15 protein-coding genes are annotated in these 13156 nt (G+C 38.0%); 12 read left to right on the forward strand and 3 right to left on the reverse strand.

What is annotated here, in order from left to right; translation table 11 throughout:
- The 7 genes from AC1DDX_RS21260 to AC1DDX_RS21290 all read left to right on the forward strand — a co-directional run.
- The coding region (locus AC1DDX_RS21260; RefSeq protein ID WP_477622553.1) for an alpha-1,3-galactosidase-related protein at nt 1-970 on the forward strand (970 nt) is incomplete at its 5' end.
- A 14-nt stretch (nt 971-984) separates the two neighbouring features.
- A complete protein-coding gene (locus AC1DDX_RS21265; RefSeq protein WP_477622554.1) occupies nt 985-1281 on the forward strand; it encodes a hypothetical protein in 297 nt (98 codons plus the stop codon).
- 82 nt (nt 1282-1363) lie between these two features.
- Nucleotides 1364-2125 (forward strand): hypothetical protein, encoded by a 762-nt coding sequence (locus AC1DDX_RS21270; RefSeq protein ID WP_477622555.1) that lies wholly within the window; start codon nt 1364-1366, stop codon nt 2123-2125.
- Nucleotides 2052-2570: a S41 family peptidase gene (locus tag AC1DDX_RS21275; RefSeq protein WP_477622556.1), complete on the forward strand. Its 519-nt coding sequence runs from the start codon at nt 2052-2054 to the stop codon at nt 2568-2570. Before AC1DDX_RS21270 ends, AC1DDX_RS21275 begins: the two co-directional genes overlap by 74 nt.
- A 29-nt stretch (nt 2571-2599) precedes the next feature.
- Nucleotides 2600-3067 (forward strand): SRPBCC family protein, encoded by a 468-nt coding sequence (locus AC1DDX_RS21280; RefSeq protein ID WP_288883289.1) that lies wholly within the window; start codon nt 2600-2602, stop codon nt 3065-3067.
- A gap of 732 nt (nt 3068-3799) precedes the next feature.
- The gene (locus AC1DDX_RS21285; protein ID WP_394367890.1) at nt 3800-4093 is read left to right on the forward strand and encodes a colicin immunity domain-containing protein; all 294 of its coding nucleotides are present in this window, start codon (nt 3800-3802) and stop codon (nt 4091-4093) included.
- Between the two features lie 652 nt (nt 4094-4745).
- The gene (locus tag AC1DDX_RS21290) at nt 4746-5810 is read left to right on the forward strand and encodes an aldose epimerase family protein (protein ID WP_477622557.1); all 1065 of its coding nucleotides are present in this window, start codon (nt 4746-4748) and stop codon (nt 5808-5810) included.
- Nucleotides 5811-5870: 60 nt separating this feature from the next.
- Here AC1DDX_RS21290 and AC1DDX_RS21295 read toward each other — a convergent pair whose 3' ends face one another.
- Nucleotides 5871-6512: a DUF47 domain-containing protein gene (locus AC1DDX_RS21295; protein ID WP_172660267.1), complete on the reverse strand. Its 642-nt coding sequence runs from the start codon at nt 6510-6512 to the stop codon at nt 5871-5873.
- Between the two features lie 147 nt (nt 6513-6659).
- Here AC1DDX_RS21295 and AC1DDX_RS21300 point away from each other — a divergent pair, with 147 nt between their 5' ends.
- The 3 genes from AC1DDX_RS21300 to purU are packed head-to-tail and all read left to right on the forward strand — an operon-like array spanning nt 6660 to nt 8664.
- Nucleotides 6660-7160, forward strand: coding sequence for a hypothetical protein (locus AC1DDX_RS21300; RefSeq protein WP_477622558.1), 501 nt, complete (start codon nt 6660-6662; stop codon nt 7158-7160).
- Nucleotides 7150-7785, forward strand: a complete 636-nt coding sequence (locus AC1DDX_RS21305) for a hypothetical protein (protein ID WP_477622559.1) — start codon at nt 7150-7152, stop codon at nt 7783-7785. The genes AC1DDX_RS21300 and AC1DDX_RS21305 overlap by 11 nt, the downstream gene beginning before the upstream one ends.
- A gap of 51 nt (nt 7786-7836) precedes the next feature.
- Nucleotides 7837-8664, forward strand: coding sequence for a formyltetrahydrofolate deformylase (gene purU, locus AC1DDX_RS21310; RefSeq protein WP_337718213.1), 828 nt, complete (start codon nt 7837-7839; stop codon nt 8662-8664).
- Nucleotides 8665-8761: 97 nt separating this feature from the next.
- On the opposite strand, the gene AC1DDX_RS21315 is transcribed toward purU, so the two are convergent.
- Together AC1DDX_RS21315 and AC1DDX_RS21320 are read right to left on the reverse strand one after the other, a co-directional pair.
- The gene (locus AC1DDX_RS21315) at nt 8762-9049 is read right to left on the reverse strand and encodes a chaperone modulator CbpM (protein WP_337718216.1); all 288 of its coding nucleotides are present in this window, start codon (nt 9047-9049) and stop codon (nt 8762-8764) included.
- 21 nt (nt 9050-9070) lie between these two features.
- Nucleotides 9071-10000, reverse strand: coding sequence for a J domain-containing protein (locus AC1DDX_RS21320; RefSeq protein ID WP_337718218.1), 930 nt, complete (start codon nt 9998-10000; stop codon nt 9071-9073).
- 178 nt (nt 10001-10178) lie between these two features.
- On the opposite strand from AC1DDX_RS21320, the gene AC1DDX_RS21325 reads away from it, so the two are divergent.
- Together AC1DDX_RS21325 and AC1DDX_RS21330 are read left to right on the forward strand one after the other, a co-directional pair.
- Nucleotides 10179-10757, forward strand: coding sequence for an RNA polymerase sigma factor (locus AC1DDX_RS21325; RefSeq protein ID WP_337718222.1), 579 nt, complete (start codon nt 10179-10181; stop codon nt 10755-10757).
- Between the two features lie 134 nt (nt 10758-10891).
- A partial coding sequence (locus AC1DDX_RS21330) for an ABC transporter permease (protein WP_477622560.1) occupies nt 10892-13156 on the forward strand: 2265 nt, incomplete at its 3' end.

Raw genomic sequence — 13156 nt, forward strand, 5'->3', positions numbered from 1 at the left:
TGATACCACAGCAGGCAATATTGTATTTGAAACTGCACCATGGGTGAAATATAAATTAAAAGACAGCACCTTTTACAACACAGGAGAAGGATGGGAAATGCAGCCAACATCAGGCATTGCCTTCGAAAACGGCACTAAACATATTATTTTCAATAGTGGTGATATTAGAGTAGGTACCAAGAGTGTAAGTGAGGTTTCGCCAGGTAAAATCAAAGCGTACCACTGGAAGAATAAGAAACTGATTTCCGGAACGGTAATAGCCATGAGGAGCTGGCATCGCCCTGCACCCGGTATTTTTGTTCACAAAGGCAAAAATATCAGTTTTGAAAATGTAAAGGTACATTATGCAGAGGGAATGGGGCTTTTGGCACAGCTTACAGAAAACATCTATATGGATGGTTTTGGCGTTTGCCTGAGAGGGAAAAATGACCCGCGATATTTCACTACACAGGCCGATGCAACGCATTTTTCGGGATGCAAAGGAGAAATCATCTCTAAAAATGGTTTGTACGAGGGTATGATGGACGACGCAATTAATATCCACGGAACCTATCTTAAAATAACAAAGAAACTAGATGATCATACGGTAATTGCTAATTACATGCATGAGCAATCTTATGGTTTTGATTGGGGAAACATACAGGATACAGTGCAGTTCATACAGTCTAAAACCATGGAACTATGGAATGCAAAGAATACTATTGCGGCCATTAAGCCAATATTGCGCAATAGCACTGATCCGATTAAGGAATTTAAAATTGAATTTACCAAAGCGCTGGATCCTGTAATTGATCCTTCCAAACAGGATATTGGAATTGAAAACTTATCATGGACACCGTCAGTTGTTTTTACGGGCAATACCATTCGCAACAACAGAGCAAGAGGTGCACTGTTCAGTACGCCAAAACCTACACTTGGTATGAAACAGGATCGTGCAGAGACATTACTATTCGCGATAATAAGTTTGTAAATGCCTTGACCAGTATGTACCAGTTTACCTCTGCCATAATCTCCATTTATCCAGAAATCCCCGATCTTACCAATCAAAAGAAATATTTTCACTCGGGGATAAGGATACTGAATAACCAGTTTGATACCTTCGATCAGCCTATTTTATATGCAAAGTCTGTGGATGGACTTGTTTTTACAGGCAATAAAATTCAAACAAATAAAGAGTATCCGGCATTTCATAGTAATAAGAAACGCTTTCTTTTTGAACGTGTAATAGGTGTGGACTTTAGTGATAATAAAGTAGATGGAAAACCAATAGAGATGCTTTAGATCTCGGATAATTTTCATATTCATTATGCAACATTATAATATTTTAGATGTCTTGTTGGTGTATACAATGAAATAAACAATCATGATCAGATTAACAATTCTCCTTTGCGTTATACTACTTCAAAGTGGTTTAAGTTTTTGTCAGCAATTATCAAAAGCCGATTATTTTCAAGATCTGCAATATTTAAAAGATACGCTGTCTAAGCGGCACATCAATCTGTTTGCCAAGATCAGTAAAGAAGATTTTGATAAAAACATAGCTTCAATTAAATCCCGGTTAACAGATTCCGATAATGAGAAATTTACTACTGAACTTTTCAAACTCACTGTTGCTATTCGCGATGAACACACCCATATAGAACCGGTTTTTACCAAAGTTGTACCTATTAGGTTTAACAAGTTTATTGAAGGAATATATGTAACAGCAACAGACACAGCCAATGCTGACGTGCTACTTTGCCAGCTAACTGCGGTGAATGGACATGCCATTAATGAGGTGATGAGTCGTTTCAAAGAGATCATACAAAGTGAAAATCCTTCATTCTTTGACACAGGTTTTTTGCGTTTCATTAATAATCCTCTTATTTTGAAAGGTTTACAGATTACCAGCAATTCAGATGAGACTACATTTGATTTCACCGATCTAAATGGTAAAAAGATTCAACGAGTCATTAAATCTGTGGCTGGCGCAAACGTCGATAATTTGCCGTTGGTAGAAGCGAAAAACATGCTGCTTTCCAAAAAGAAAAAAGGAAATTACTGGTACAACTATGAGAACTGGTACGTTGTATTTCAATTACAACAAATGCCAGGAGCAAGAGGGATACCCATTTTCTGCCTTTAACGATGAACTCTTTGCTGCGATCATTAAAAATAAGCCTAAACGCCTTGTTATTGATCTGCGTGATAATGGTGGCGGTAATTCGGGTATTTTAACCCCTTTTATTGAACGTATTGAGCAAAGCCATTTAAACACTAAGGGGAAGTTTTATGTACTCATTGGAAAGCGAACCTTCTCATCGGCATTAATGAATGCAGTAGCGCTTAAGCGGGGCACTAAAGCAATCTTGTTGGGAGAGGCAACTAGTGGGAGCGTAAATCATTATGGAGAAGTAAGGGGTTTTAGGCTACCTCATACCAAAATTGTTATTGGCTATTCTACCAGGTACTGGGAAACCTGGAAGGGATATGATGGGCCTCTGAGGCCAGATATACCAATTACTTACTCCGTAAACAACTACGCAAAAGGAATGGACGAGGCAATGATTTATGTTGATAAAGCACGATAGAAACATTGTTGAAACACAAATAAGTTACCATGACTAATCGAATTGAAAATACAATTACAATAAACGCCTCTCCGGCAATAGTATGGGGAACTTTAACCCAACCCATGTTAATGAGGCAATGGATGGGAGAGCCGGAAATGGAAATAGAAGTTCATACCGATTGGCAAATTAATGGTCCAATTCTTATTAGTGGATTTCATCATATAAAGTTTGAAAATAAGGGGATCGTTTTACAGTATGACATAAACAGCGTTCTTGAATATAGTCATTTTAGCTCTGTATCGAGACTTGTGGACATACCTCAAAACTATTCAATCCTAAGATTTACATTAACACCTATAGAAAACCAGACGATATTAACGTTAGCAATCGAAAATTTTCCTACAGAAACTATATTTAAACATCTTGAATTTTATTGGAGAACTACCATTATGTTGATAAAGGAATTTATTGAAAAACAATTGGAGGTAATACCACCAACAACAATTAGTAGGTGAATATAAAAAATCTGTCGTCCTAATTTGTTTGTTTGAATCAAACCTATATATGTTAGTCGAAACAAGATATGTATGTAACGGACTAATATTATATTTTTGCGAAATCTTCAAAATAGTTGGAGCATTTAGCACCGAGTGCTTTGTTAGACAAAAACTGGTAATTTTAAAATAAAAACAGAGGGATAGGTGAAATGTACTCACGTGTAAAATGCGTGGGCACACTATTCGTTGTTATGGGTATACCAGTACCTAGTCTAGCGGATATGTTGGGTACCGCGCTTTTTGCATTAATAAAGCAAATCCCTAACTACCTCCTTCAAAGTTTCATATAATATCAGCCATGATTATTAAATATGGAAATACGTATCGCAATTCTTTACTCGCTTATTCTCGATCATTCTGATTGAGTTTTTCTAGTGCGGGGTCCTGAAACGAGTTCAGGATGACTACTGTTTTAAAGCAACAAGAAAGTTAACAAAACAGCATTAAAAAACGAATTAACTCTTCGTAATGGCCATGCTTTGCCTAAAAATTCATCCTTAAGAACATGAACGAGAAAAAGATTGAATCCTGATAAGCTGCAGGAAATAAGATGTTACAAATTATTTGTACCTCAACTACAGATAGCAAATTTCTACACCATTATGCAACAGAGTTTAAAACTGGAATTTCCTGATTCTGTCGGGTAAATGTGTTATAGCCACTAATATAAAGTTATCAGACAAAATACACCTGAAAAAGTATTTATATCTGCTTTCATTGTTATGTTCCGAAAAAATTGAGGTTCCTGAATTTGAAAGTGTATTTGTCCAAATTAGGGCTCAGGATGAGTATTGGTTGTCGGGAAAGTTTGATGAGAAAATTGGGAAGGTTTTAGATACGCTCTATCTTGATGTGAGAGATTACTCACTCGATTATTTGTACGACTGCAATGATTTTGTTAATGTTAATCTGATCAGTTTTAATGAAGGTGAAGTGAAAAGCAGAGCAGAGGAAGCTTTGAAGAAGTTAAAGGCCTTTAAATAAACCGGTAAATACAATGCAAGCATAGTAAAATTTTGGCCCGGACATTCAACCTTTTTGCCTTTTTTTTGATTAGTTCAAACGCTTCGAACCTGGTGCCACTCTGGTTCGCTACATGTTCGGCTCTGGTCGAACGAGGTACGAACAATGTCGGTCTCAGAGTGTAGCAAAAACTGACTATATTATAAGCCGCAAAACGCTTACTTTCTCAACCTAAAACCAAGCCAAAACTCATCCGATTTTTGGGTAATCAATTGGAAGTTTTTAACATCAATTGAGGAGTATTAGCCACTGGTCTGACACCCAAACCTCACAGGAGCTAAACCGGGGTTTCATATGTGTGTACACCAGTCACATACCTGTTAAACACCCAAAGGATTCCCGAAACCTGATCCTGGTTTCTCTGGCCGAATTTCAATACAAACAATTTTAGTGGAATTAACAAATAATGTTTGTTTTATTACAATTATTAGTGAAACTGGGTTTGTTCTGTTACAAATCATTTGCTATATCTTTTAAAAGAATTCATCTAATGATGTATAAAAGATAGAATTAATTGAAAAATACTGCACTTATGAAGGCGCTTTTAAAATAATACATTAATTTAGGCTTATTGAAATTAACACAACACATTATAACTAAAACCAAATATTAAATGAAGCAAACATTAAAACCAGGCTTAGCTGCAATATTTTTACTTGCAATTACAGCATGTAATGAACCAAAAAAAGTTGATTCGAATGTAGCGCAGGCCGATAGTACCGCTGCAACTGTTCAATTGGATAGTACAAAATTCCAAAAGGAAATAGATGGTAAAAAAACCAATCTGTATGTGCTTAAAAATAAAAACAATGTACAGGCCGCCTTTACTAATTATGGTGGCAGACTGGTTAGTTTGCTTGTGCCAGATAAAGATGGTAAACTTGTAGATGTTGTAGTAGGGTTTGATAGTGTTGATGGATTTGCGAATTCTACTGAGCCTTATTTTGGTGCTACAATTGGCCGCTATGGTAACAGGATTGCTAAAGGCAAATTTAGCTTAGATGGTAAACAATATACTTTGGCGCTTAACAACGGACAAAATACTTTACATGGTGGTAAAAAAGGATTCCAGGCGGTAGTTTGGGATGCAGTAATGCCTGATTCGCAAACTTTGGTACTTACTTACTTGTCTAAAGACATGGAAGAAGGTTACCCTGGAAACCTGAAAGTAAAAGTTACTTACAGCCTTAACGATGATAATGAATTGAAAATGGATTATGAGGCTACTACAGATAAGAAAACTGTGGTTAACCTAACCAATCATGCTTTCTTTAACCTGAACGGAGAGGGTAGTGGCGATATTTTAAACCACGATCTTCAAATCTTTGCTGACCTTTATACTCCGGTTGACACTACTTTAATCCCTCTTGGTAAAAATGTAACTGTAAAAGGTACACCATTTGATTTTACAACTGCTACAACTATTGGCAAACGTATTGAAGAAGCTAACGATCAGTTAAAGGCAGGTAAAGGTTATGATCATAACTATGTGTTAAATGGCACTAAAGGATTAGGTATGATCCATGCTGCCACTGTAAAAGGTGATAAATCTGGTGTGATCATGGATATCTATACTCAAGAGCCAGGGTTGCAGTTTTACAGCGGTAACTTTATGCAAGGCAAAAATGTATTTAAAGGCGGTGCAAAGGATGATTTCAGAAACAAGTTTAGTAAGTAAAAGGTAAGTAATTAATGAGGGGTTAACACGATCGTGTTAACCCCTCATTAATTAATACGATTATGCATTCTTTATAAGAATAGTTTCCAATACGTTCGCAAGGTCATCGCATTTATCAGAAGCGATTTCCATACTTTGCAGTACCTCTTTCTGTTTAATCAATTCAATAGCATCAGCTTGGTGGTCAAATAAATTGCCTACTGCGGTATTGCAAATATGATCTGCTGTGCTTTCTCCCTTATTAATCTTAATACATATCTCAGCAATAAGCCTGGTGTTTTTAAAGTTCCTAAGTTCAGCTATGGCGATATTTAAATCCTTGCACATCTCTAAAAGCAGTTCGGCCAGTTCTATCATTGGCTTGCTTATGTTTTTTAGATTGTATAAGTCCATATTCATGGCTGCTGCATAAATATAATCGGCAATATCATCCAGAGAACTTGCCAGGGCATGTATATCTTCCCGGTCAAACGGGGTGATAAATATTTTACTTAAGCCCAAAAGGATGTGATGTGTAACATCGTCGCCTACTTGTTCCAATCTTGCAATTTCTTTAATGTGTACTTTTCTGTCTTCCTGATCAGGAGTGTTTACTGCAAGAACAAGCGTTTTGGCAATTTGCACAAGGTTGTTGCCTGCCTGCTCAAACATGGGTTGAAATGTTTTGTCTTTAGGACTAAAAAAATTAAATACAGAGTTCATAGTACTTTTGCTTTTAACAAAAATATCATTGCAATGTTAACGCATTGTGAAGTTTAAGTGCTATTTAACAATGGTTTACATTAAAAATTACCATTTATAACTCATGTTATATATTTTAGTAGAAATTGATCATCGCAATAGTTAAGTATGAGCAAACAGAAGAAGAAAAAAGGGAACGGTAGTTCAAATCCAGATGCAGCTAAACAGGCATTAATGCATCAGAAAAGATTTATTGAGCGTATGGAACTACTTTGCAATGCGCTTGTTGGACCGGGATATTTTGAGAAATTCCCCGAGCGAATTCTTGCGCATATGTATGCCACCAGGTATCCGGCATTAAAAATAAAGGCAAGTCCGGACTCTGATGTTTCTAAATCGACAGTTATAAAGGCTAATAAGCTGCTCAGTGCTTTTCTGGAAGATCAATATATTAATTTAAACAATGGTGAGCGGGTGTTGTTTAGTATGCTTCTTTCTGAAGGATTGCTGCTTATTCATTTCCTGCATGTGGTTCCTGCTAACTATTTTCCTCATGCAGCGCTCCTTAAAGAAGAGTTTAAAGATTATTTTCCGGATACCGAGGCTTATTTAAGTATTCAGGAAATGATGGGCACCCTGGTGCAGGATATTATTGTCGATGCTTATTAACGGAGAGAACCATTCGATGATTCGTTTGGGCTGGGTTGATGAGGAACTGAATTGGATTTTTGCTAAAGTTAAACCATCGGCACTTGGCTTTAGGGTTGCCGGGCTAGATGTGCCGCTTGATGTTTATATACAAACGCATGCCCTGAAAAGGTTGCAGGAGAGGATAAATATTACACCCGGTATTATGCATTCTATTGTGTTTATGACCTTTATGAATCCGGAAATTAAGCATCATAAGGATTACGATAGGAGCCTGATTGAGTTTTATCTTTCTGATAAAAAGGCAGGATACCTGCAGGTTGAACTACATGGCGACAGGCTGGTTATCCATACTTTTTTATTTTTAACCAATAACGGGACTCCCGAAGGGATCAAGCTGGAAAAGCTTGCAGGGCTGCAGAAAGCGGATAAAATATACCTCGAGATAGATAAACTTTCGACCTTTAATTCTTATCATATCGAAAAGAATGAGCAATTAAAGGACTTGTTTATTAAAACTGGCTGCGGTTCTTTACTGGAGCTGGGGCATTTGCAGGAGTTTACCGTTAACGAGGTAAAGGATAAAGACCCTGATTCTATATTGAAATACCTTGCAGACTCAAAATACTTTAGATCGGCAGAGTAGGTTCACGCTTGTAAGAAATATTATTATCTTGCTTTCCTATTTTAACAATCGATGATAATAATAATACAGTGTAAAGATCAGATAGGGCTGGTTGCCGATATTTCGCAGATATTATCTGCAGCAAAACTAAATATTGTTTCTATGAGGGAACATGTTGATAAGGCCGAAAGTATGTTTTTTATGCGTTTGGAGGTTGATGGGCATTCTGATGAGGATTTACTTACAGAAGCTATGTGCAAGATTTTACCTGCCGGCGCACTTATTCATGTTAATCCTGTTGCCGAGAAAAGGATTGTGGTAATGGTCACTAAAGAATATCATTGCCTTGCCGATATTTTGGTACGCAATAACTTTGGTACTTTGGGAGCCACTGTGGTTGGGGTTATTGGCAATCATGATATACTGAAAAAGATTTGCGAGCGCTTTGATGTTCCTTTTTCTTTGATTTCTTATGCTGATGGGGTGAATGATCCGGAGGAGGAAATGATTGATCAGATAAATGCGTATAGTCCTGATTATGTGATTCTGGCTAAGTTTATGCGAATTCTATCGCCGCGTTTTGTGGCTAGTTTTGCCGATAGGATAATTAACATACACCATTCTTTTTTACCTGCTTTTGCCGGGGCAAATCCGTATAAGCAAGCTTTTGAAAGAGGAGTGAAGCTGATTGGTGCTACAGCTCATTTTGTAACAAATGATTTGGATGAAGGGCCAATAATTGCCCAGCAGATTATTCCGGTAAATCATTCGTTTACTGCTAAGGATATGGTAAGGTCAGGAAAAGAGATTGAAACCGCGGTTCTGGCAAAGGCCATGAGGCTGGTGTTGAGTGATAGGGTGTTTGTTTATAAGAATAAAACGGTGGTGTTTGAGAATTAGGGACTTCAAAATGCTCGTCATCCTGAATTTATTTCAGGATGAAGATAGCTTTAATAAGAGTATGACGGGTGTTTTACCAGGAGGATGATGAACCTCCTTACTGGTGTACATGCAACCGGTTTTTAAGCTCCTGAATTTCCTGTTGCATAGCATCTACTTTTTCTAGCAAATGTCTAATCGCATCTATTCCCTCGATATTGATTTGCAAATCGTAATGCAGATGGATGTACTTATCCAGTTCACCAAATTGTCTGATATGTATGTACTTTTCTGATTCAACCCTCATTAATGAAATGATTCCTGAGTCTTCAAGGGATATAATAAACTCCGGTTCAATATCATACTTAAAGCAATATTCTGTTATTGTTATTAATTCTGTTTCCATGATTAATTTAATTTAAATGCCTTACCCCAGGTTTTTTAGTTCATTAAAAAGCTCTTTCTGTTTCTCTGTAAGCTCGGTTGGTATCTTAACTGTATACGTTACAAAGAGGTTTCCAAACTCTCCATCTTTTTTATATACCGGAAAACCTTTCCCTTTTAGTCGCACCTTAGTTCCGCCTTGCGTTCCAGGGGCCACTTTAAGCTTTACTTTACTGTCAAATGTAGTAACCGTTACATCGCCTCCCAGAACGGCAGTATAAAGGTCTATTTCTGTGGTGGTATACAAATCGTTGTTAAGTCTTTTAAAGTGCAGATCGTCGCCAATATTAAATGTGATGTACAAATCCCCGTTAGGGCCACCATTTGCACCAGGTGCACCCTGACCAGCTAATTTAATTACTTGCCCATTCGCTATCCCCGCCGGAATGGTTATCCTTAGGTTTTTGCCGTTTACTGCCAGCGTTTGCTTGTGTGTGTTGTAGGCATCGCGAAGCGATATGCTAATCTCTGCCTGGTAATCCTGCCCTTTGAATTTACGGCTTCCGCGTTTTGACTGTGCTCCCGCATTGCCAAACAAAGATTCAAAGAAATCAGAGAAATCTCCGCCACCGCTAAATCCTTCGCCACCAAAATCAGCACCGCTAAAACCGCCGCCCTGATAACCTGCACCGGAGTATGCATTTTGGTTTTGTTGCTGCGATTGTTTTGCCTGTTCAAACTGATCGGCATTTTTCCAATGTTCCCCGTATTCATCGTATTTCTTGCGCTTTTCGGGATCGCTCAGCGCCTCATTAGCCTCATTTATTTGCTGAAACAACCTATTGGCATCTTTGTCGTTAGGGTTTAGATCGGGATGATATTTTCTGGCCAATTTTCTATAGGCTTTTTTAATATCGTCCTGCGTAGCACTTTTTTCTAGTCCCAGGGTTTTGTAGTAATCTATAAATGCCATAATTAACTAGTTTGTCATTTATCTTAAGTTATTAATTGCCGATTTTGTTTTAGTTTTTGATAAATATTAAATGTAGTTGTGAATATATTAATTACTTTAGAATTTTATTTGTCGAATACCTCTCTGGATATACTTCTATGGTGTAACCGCTATCTAAACATTAAACTTTACTGTTAAAATGATTGTAGAGCATAACAATGATGCTAGCCTTTTACTAGAAATGAAATTCGGGAATCAGCAGGCCTTTGAAACTTTGTACAACAAGTATAAAGGATTGCTCTATGTGCATGCTTATAGGAAACTTAAGGATAGAGAGCAGGTAAAAGATATTATTCATGAGATTTTTCTGAGTTTGTGGGAGAAAAAGACCACTTTGGATATAAAAGGAGAGCTATCCTCGTACCTATTTAAGGCGGTTAGGTATAAGATTATTGATACTATTGACAGAAGCTCTACAGCCGAGCAGTACATTAGTCATTTTCAGTCTTTTATTGAGAGTTATCCATCGCAAACAGATCATCGGGTAAGAGAAAAAATCCTGACATCGATAATTGACAAAGAGATTGCGAATTTACCCACAAGGATGCGCGAAGTGTTTGAGTTGAGCAGGAAAGAAAATTTGACTCATGCAGAGATCGCCGAAAGGTTAAACATATCTGAGCAAAGTGTACGTAGCCATGTTAAAAATGCCTTGCGTATATTAAGAGTAAGGCTAAGTACATACTTGCCGTTCTTGCTGCTTTTGTTTAATAAGTAATTTCTAAGGATAGTCTCTCGTTCAGAATTGAACACCTGCTGTTCACTACCGTACATCCTGGAATCTATAATTTGCTTTATTGTTCTTTAAATGAGCTTGTTTAAATTTGGCATTGGCTTGGTATATTGCAGTGCATGGATAAGCTTAGTTTAAAAATTGCCTGGAGGAACCTTTGGAAAAATAAGGGTTTTACATTAATTAATCTCGGAGGATTGGCTATTGGTTTGGCCGCATCTCTGTTATTGTTGCTTTATGTGGCTAATGAGTGGAAGTTTAACACTCAATATAAAGATGCCGAAAACATCTATGAAGTGAAAACCAATTTTCTGGATGCAACGGGTAAGGTATTTGGTACCACTGGTGTTTCTCCAAATGCGCTCCCTTTGGCCATGAGATCAGAATTAGCAGGAGTGAAAGCAGCGGCATTTATAACCTGGCCAAGTCAAACCTTACTAGTCAACGGTACAACCAGCGTGAAAGTAGATAACCGCATAGCTGAGCCGGATATTCTTAAAATATTGAGTTATAAATTCATCAGCGGCAGCGCAGAAACTGCTTTTTCAAAACCTAATTCCGTTATCCTTACCAGCAATACGGCAAAAAGGCTTTTCCCTAATACCTCTGCCATCGGCAAATCTCTCAAATTCATGAATTTTGCGAATCTTACTGTAACGGGGATTATAGAAGACCTGCCGGAAAACATGAGCTACAGGTTTGAGAGTCTGGTATCGACCAATGAAAATGTGGGTATTTTTCCCAAGGCCATGCAATGGGATAATTATTCTTTTTACACATTACTAAAGTTAAACCCAGGGGTTAATGTCGATGATTTTAATAAGAACATTAGCAATTTCTTAAACCAACACAGCAATAAAGAAGTTACCTCAATCTTCATTTATCCATTACTTAAAAGCAATCTATACGGAGACTTTATAAACGGGAAACCAGCGGACGGAAAGATTGGGCAAGTACGCATCTTTATTGGTCTGGCCATCGGAATCCTGATCATTGCCTGCATCAATTTCATGAACCTTGCTACGGCAAAGGCTGGTAAACGTGCAAAAGAAGTGGGCATTAAAAAGGCAATGGGAGCTGGAAGGGGCTCATTGATTCATCAGTTTTTGCTGGAAGCCATTCTGATGGTATCATTTAGTTTCATTTTAGCAATTACAATTGTTGAGATCAGCTTGCCACTGTTCAATAACTTGTTACATGTGAACCTTACCCTGCAATCCTTAGGCTTTACAAACTGGCTCTATCTCTGTGTTGTTGTTTTCATTACAGCACTTTTGTCGGGCAGCTACCCGGCTTTTTATTTATCCGCTTTTCAACCCGTTGATACTGTAAAGGGATTGATCAGGCAGAATGGATCTTCGGTGACTTTGAGAAAAGCCCTTGTTGTAGTTCAATTCAGTTTTGCGGTTCTGCTTATCACCGGTACAATTGTGGTTTATAATCAACTTCAGTACCTCAGAAACAGGCCAATGGGCTACAACAGTACCTCGCTGGTAGAAATGCCAATGGAGGGGATGTTGTTCCAAAATTATGATGCGCTTAAAAACCGTTTGGTACAATCTGGGGCAGTGCTTTCTATGTGTAAAACCACTGCGAGCATCTCTACGCAAAACTCTGTGACCAGCGGGCTCGAATGGGAGGGCATGCTACCTGCAGATAAATCCCTGAGATTTAACCAGATCATTACCACAAATGATTTCAGCAATACTACAGGCGTAAAAATGGTCATAGGGCGTGATTTTAGCAAAGATATTGCTTCAGATAGTTCTGCAATTATGCTGAATTCCAGTGCGGTTAAAGCTATGAACCTGCAACAGCCCATTGGTAAAAAGGTGCTCTATGAAGGAATACGAAGGACTGTAATTGGTGTGTTTGAAGATATCATCTGGGCTGATCCTACCAAAAAGGAAATGCCTATGGTAGTGGCATGGGGACCCTTTTTGCCAAACGTGATTACGATGCGTTTGAWCAGTGCAAGAAGTACCAAAGAAGCTTTGGTAACCATCACTAAGATCACGAAAGAGATGAACCCCGTTTATCCGGTGGATCTGGAATTTGTGGACAGCCTTTATCAGGAGAAGTTTGAAAGGGAACGTGTGCTTTCTATACTTTCTAATTTGTTTGGCGGGTTGTCTATTTTTATATCTTGTTTGGGGTTGCTTGGGCTTTCGGCCTATAGTGCAGAGTTGCGGACTAAGGAGATTGGTATTAGAAAAGTACTAGGTGCAAGTCATGTAGGCATTGTTAATTTGCTGAGCTGGAACTTTGTAAAAATGGTGTTGATTGCTATTTGTATAGGCCTTCCTTTAAGCTATTACCTGATGAATATCTGGCTATCTAAATTTGATTTTCGAACTGAGATCACAGGGTTCATGATGTTCAGC

It is taken from the genome of Pedobacter sp. 10L46_2 (assembly GCF_056395165.1).

What these genes read in the sequence shown, in the direction of transcription:
- AC1DDX_RS21265 (WP_477622554.1), top strand. Translation starts at nt 985, where the DNA reads ATGTACCAGTTTACCTCTGCCATAATCTCCATTTATCCAGAAATCCCC.
- AC1DDX_RS21270 (WP_477622555.1), top strand. Translation starts at nt 1,364, where the DNA reads ATGATCAGATTAACAATTCTCCTTTGCGTTATACTACTTCAAAGTGGT.
- AC1DDX_RS21275 (WP_477622556.1), top strand. Translation starts at nt 2,052, where the DNA reads ATGAGAACTGGTACGTTGTATTTCAATTACAACAAATGCCAGGAGCAA.
- AC1DDX_RS21280 (WP_288883289.1), top strand. Translation starts at nt 2,600, where the DNA reads ATGACTAATCGAATTGAAAATACAATTACAATAAACGCCTCTCCGGCA.
- AC1DDX_RS21290 (WP_477622557.1), top strand. Translation starts at nt 4,746, where the DNA reads ATGAAGCAAACATTAAAACCAGGCTTAGCTGCAATATTTTTACTTGCA.
- AC1DDX_RS21295 (WP_172660267.1), bottom strand. Translation starts at nt 6,512, where the DNA reads ATGAACTCTGTATTTAATTTTTTTAGTCCTAAAGACAAAACATTTCAA.
- AC1DDX_RS21300 (WP_477622558.1), top strand. Translation starts at nt 6,660, where the DNA reads ATGAGCAAACAGAAGAAGAAAAAAGGGAACGGTAGTTCAAATCCAGAT.
- AC1DDX_RS21305 (WP_477622559.1), top strand. Translation starts at nt 7,150, where the DNA reads ATGCTTATTAACGGAGAGAACCATTCGATGATTCGTTTGGGCTGGGTT.
- purU (WP_337718213.1), top strand. Translation starts at nt 7,837, where the DNA reads ATGATAATAATAATACAGTGTAAAGATCAGATAGGGCTGGTTGCCGAT.
- AC1DDX_RS21315 (WP_337718216.1), bottom strand. Translation starts at nt 9,049, where the DNA reads ATGGAAACAGAATTAATAACAATAACAGAATATTGCTTTAAGTATGAT.
- AC1DDX_RS21320 (WP_337718218.1), bottom strand. Translation starts at nt 10,000, where the DNA reads ATGGCATTTATAGATTACTACAAAACCCTGGGACTAGAAAAAAGTGCT.
- AC1DDX_RS21325 (WP_337718222.1), top strand. Translation starts at nt 10,179, where the DNA reads ATGATTGTAGAGCATAACAATGATGCTAGCCTTTTACTAGAAATGAAA.